This window comes from Allobosea sp. 05T422_2 (assembly GCF_056396265.1).
Genome location: NZ_JBFTLD010000394.1, coordinates 1 through 4,182, shown reverse-complemented (window position 1 = coordinate 4,182; position 4,182 = coordinate 1). Strand labels below are relative to the sequence as shown.

Sequence of the window (4,182 nt, the reverse complement as noted above, 5' to 3'; positions counted from 1 at the left end):
AGATTGAGCGCCAAAACCTCCCCCCGGCCGGTCAACCGAAAGCGCTCGACAGCCAAGTCAAGCAGCGTCTCGGCCACCATCCAGGCATGCTGGCCGCCGCAGTCTATCGTCAATTCGCCGTCAGTGCTGACATCGGCGAGCGGGGCAACGCCGCTCGCACGCACGTGCTCTATCTGCTGTGCGATGCCAGACAGACCTGKCCCCGGCAGCACGGCGGAATAGAATGCGCAATCGCGCACGGAGGGTAATAGCCCAGCGGGCGTGCCGGCGGCCTGAACCAGTCGCTCCAGAATGAGCCGGAGTTCGCGCACGGACAGGATCAGCGTTTCGGATAGCATCATGCCTGAGGCTCCGCGGGATAGAACCAATGGGAAGCGGCGCTCCCCGAGGCGAGATCTTCGGGGGTCGGGGCGCCGTGGAAGATCACGCCGCGCAGATTGCGGTTCAGGAAGTCGCGGGCCTTGTCGATACCGTGGATGCCGACGTTCAAGAGCCGGGTGATATGCGCCGGAACGAAGTCCTCGCCCATGATGTCGGCATGCGGCGAGTGATAGGGCAGTCCAGCAAGCGCCTGGATGCGGATCACGATCTGCCGGTGCAATGGGTGCGCCATGAGGAAGCGCGCGACGCTGAGGCGGGGATCGGCGGCAGCGAGATCGCGATCGAGTGCAACGACGAGGCGCGGCAGATCGAGGCCAAGATTATGAGCCGCGCCGATCTCTTCGCGTGGTCCACGACGCGGCTCCTCGGCCGTGCGCGATTTGTACCAGACGTAGCGCTGTGAGCGCTCGGAGACGAGATCGAGATCGAAGGCCCAGCTGTAATCGGCCCTCAGGATCTCTTGTAGCCGTCCGATCGGCATTTCGGGGCGGCCGGCGAGATCCTCATCGATCACGAGAGTTTGTGCCAGGCCATCGGCGATTTCGGGCACGAGTTCGATGATGAGAGACAGTAGCGTTTCGTGGGCCTCGCGATTGACGCGGCCGTCGAGCGAAGCGGTGAAGTCGACGAGTGGGGTCGCCTCGGCGCAGCCGGCGCGCACGCGCTCGATCAACTGGCCGAGTTCGCGGCGGATGATGGCGAGGTCGTCAGCGACGATGCTGCTTGGCGCGAAGGCTTCATATTCGGCCCGATCCTGGCGCCGCGCCAGGATTGCCTTGTCGAGCAGTGCCGCCAATTGAACCAGCGGGGCAGCATCGGGACCGACACGCAGCAACCGGCCATGGGCGATGGCCTCCTCGTGGATCGTCAGCCAACGGTCGATCAGGCGAGGATGGTTATTGACGAAAAACATCAGCCCCAGCGCCGAGCCGTTGCCGACACCCAGGAAGCGGCGCAACTCGGGCTGCATCGCCACTGCCGCCGGGCCGCCCTTCATCCGCGCAAAATGCTGGACGAGATCGCCGGCAAAGACGCGCATCATATAGGCGGTGAGCATTTGCGCTTGCAGCGAGGCTCGCAGCGGATGGTCCGGCGCGAAGGCAAGGAAGGACTTGGTGCCGAAGGTGCCGTTGCCGTCGATGCCGGTGTTGCGCATGAAGTAGCAGGTGCGGCCGAGCTCGGCGATGGGCGGCTGTTGCCCGGATGCGAGATGGTCGACGGCAAGGTCGAACAGCCGTCCCGAGCGGTTCGAGCGCGCCCAGGTCAAGGTCTGCGGGGTAGCGCGGCCCTCATAGAGCTTCGGCAGTTCCTGTCTAAGTTGCTCGATGCCGGCGGCCGAAAGTTTGCCTTCGATCAAACCGCCCATCATGTCCCAGGACCGGCCGATGATGCGGCCAGTGCGCTCGCGACCTGAGGGCTCGAACGAAAAGATTGGGAAGGTGAAGTGCCAGCCATCGGCCTCGATGCCGTAGCGCGCCGTGCCTCGACCGCGCGCGTCGATATCGAAATCCTGACAGGTGATCTGCCAGCGCTGATGTGAGGCGCGAGCCATCAGGGTCCGCGATGCACTGATCCGTGACGGTTGAATCGCGGCCAATATCTCCGGTCGCATGAGCGTGGAGGGGGATCGCATCAGGGCCCGCGGCTGCCAGGGACCGGGCTTGGAGGCGAGGGAGAATGGCAGGGCCGACATGTCATGCATTCCCGAATTGAGCGCTGAAGCGTTGCGCCGCGCTGACCGCAATCGGCGCGCAGTTCGCGTGATCGAACCGCGTGGTCGGGCCGGAGATCGCGATGACGGCAATGCATTGGCCGGCCGCGTCGAAAACCGGTGCAGCAACCGCCGCGACGAATTGCGGGTCCGTCGGTGCGAAGAGGGCAAAGCCGCGTTCGCGAACCTCTGCCAGCGCGATGTCGTCAGGGAGCGCGATGCCCTGCTCGCGCAGCCGTTCACGCATTTCCAGCGAGCCGAAGGCGACGAGCACGGAGCCCGACGCGCTAGCGCCCAGCGCCATGCGTGCGCCGACCCGGAGATCGGCACGCAGTACCTGATGCGATTCGACCCGGTTGATAATGACCGCATGATAGCCGTCGAGCACTGAAATCGTCGCCGTTTCGCCGCTCTCGGCTACGATCTCCTGAAGCAATTCTGTCGTCCGTTCTCCGAGATTGGCCTGCTCGAGGGCACGCACTGCGTAGAACTGAAAGCGTAGCGCTAGCCGGAACGCGCCCTCGACCGTCTGCTCGAGAAAGCCTGCATCCACCAGCGTACGCAGCCGCTGATAGACCGCGGCGCGCTGGTCGCCTGTCGCCTTGACGACATCGGGCAGTCGCATTGGCTTTGGGGATGCCGCGATGACATCGCAGACCGCGAGCGTCTTGAGCGTGGTGGAGAGAGAGCGAACAGCCATGTTGTCTTCTATATGAATACGATGTATGTTAATAGCATCATACAATTTTGATCTGTGTCAAGGCCAGCGCCGATCCACTTCGGTATCCGCGCCGCGGACCGCGCGGGAACCGAGGATCCGCTCAGTTCGGCAGCTTCCTGAAGACGCGCCGCGATGTTGACGCCGTCACCGAAGACGTCGCGCCTTGAGCGATGACGTCGCCACATGGATCCCTCCGGAAACGCGTGTCCCGGTCAGCCACAGCGCATTTTTGTCGGACTTCCGCCGCGCACTCGGCCGCCTTGATGACGCTGGTAAGTTCCGCCAGGAACCCGTCGCGCATGGTCTTGACGGTGCGCCTTGTTTCCGCTGCCTCGGCTGAACCATCTTGCTGATGAGCGTCGGTACGCGAGTAAAGGTCCTCTCCTCGTCGGCGCTCATCAGGCCGGAACAGCCGGCGACATCGGCGCATACGATGGCCAGGGCAACGGTTGAGCGCGTCCACCAGGCTTCTGATGCACCAGCGGCGGCCGGATGGTCGTGCGCCCATCGCGATCGCACGTGCAACCCCACTGCCCACGCGGGTTATTGCAGTGAACATCCGACCATAACGATCAGGCAGGAGCTCTACGGGAGGCGGAGAGCGCCGATCCCCTCGGCGTCCACTCTTACCGCCCCATGCCGATTTACCGCTTCTTAACCGCGGCGGGCGCCATTCTAAGGTGTCCATCAGGGTTGGGGGGCTCGGAAAGGACCGTGACCATGCAACTGCTCGATGCTGTGCGATCCGTCGTGGATCAGTTCGTCGGCCTGCCAGTTGCCTTTGTCGAACGCCAGCTGATCCTCGCCACGCTGCGGGAAACCGGCGGCAACCGCACCCATGCCGCCTTTCTGCTCGGCATCTCCATCCGCACGTTGCGTAACAAAATTACGTTGTACGCAGCGGACGGTTACACCGTGCCGGAACCTGCACATCCAGCGGCCCAATGAGCGCGCGATGTCCGTTGCCTCGTCGCATGGCATCGCCGCAGCAAACCTCGTCTCCACCGCAACCATGGCCGGCCTCCTGCGTTGCCTGGTGCAAAAAGGCGTTTTGCAGGCCGCCGACATAAGGGAGATCTACGAAATCGCCCTTCTCATTCTTGAACAGCAGCAAGGCGCTGTGCCGGACGCAGAAGCGACCTTCAAGGCTGCGCGATCCGCAATTGAACGGAACTTGGCATAGCCATTCAGGCCAAGCAGAGCGCCTCCAGCCACTTCTAGGTTTCTCTCCGATCTGCGGCTTTGAGGCCCCGGTGGAACCGGCTGGTGGGAGTACGGCTGGAATGGATGGTCGTTATAGCCGTCGACCTGATGGTTTTGATAGTGACCCTGCTAGTCCTCGTGCTGCTGTAACTGCTCGATACTGTGG

4 protein-coding genes and 1 pseudogene are annotated in these 4,182 nt (G+C 63.4%); 2 read left to right on the top strand and 3 right to left on the bottom strand.

Annotated features, from left to right (window positions below):
• The 3 genes and pseudogenes from AC1DJT_RS34810 to AC1DJT_RS34800 form a co-directional block, all read right to left on the bottom strand.
• A pseudogene (locus tag AC1DJT_RS34810) lies at positions 1-338 on the bottom strand (hypothetical protein); the annotation flags it as partial.
• Positions 338-1,933, bottom strand: a complete 1,596-nt coding sequence (locus AC1DJT_RS34805; RefSeq protein WP_441492600.1) for a hypothetical protein — start codon at positions 1,931-1,933, stop codon at positions 338-340. The gene AC1DJT_RS34805 and the pseudogene AC1DJT_RS34810, both read right to left, overlap by 1 nt.
• A 142-nt stretch (positions 1,934-2,075) precedes the next feature.
• The gene (locus AC1DJT_RS34800; protein ID WP_441480493.1) at positions 2,076-2,792 is read right to left on the bottom strand and encodes an IclR family transcriptional regulator; all 717 of its coding nucleotides are present in this window, start codon (positions 2,790-2,792) and stop codon (positions 2,076-2,078) included.
• 741 nt (positions 2,793-3,533) lie between these two features.
• Here AC1DJT_RS34800 and AC1DJT_RS34795 point away from each other — a divergent pair.
• Complete coding sequence (locus tag AC1DJT_RS34795) at positions 3,534-3,761, top strand: helix-turn-helix domain-containing protein (protein ID WP_441492601.1); 228 nt, start codon at positions 3,534-3,536, stop codon at positions 3,759-3,761.
• A 7-nt stretch (positions 3,762-3,768) separates the two neighbouring features.
• Positions 3,769-3,996, top strand: coding sequence for a hypothetical protein (locus AC1DJT_RS34790; RefSeq protein ID WP_441492602.1), 228 nt, complete (start codon positions 3,769-3,771; stop codon positions 3,994-3,996).
• Positions 3,997-4,182: the final 186 nt, after the last annotated feature.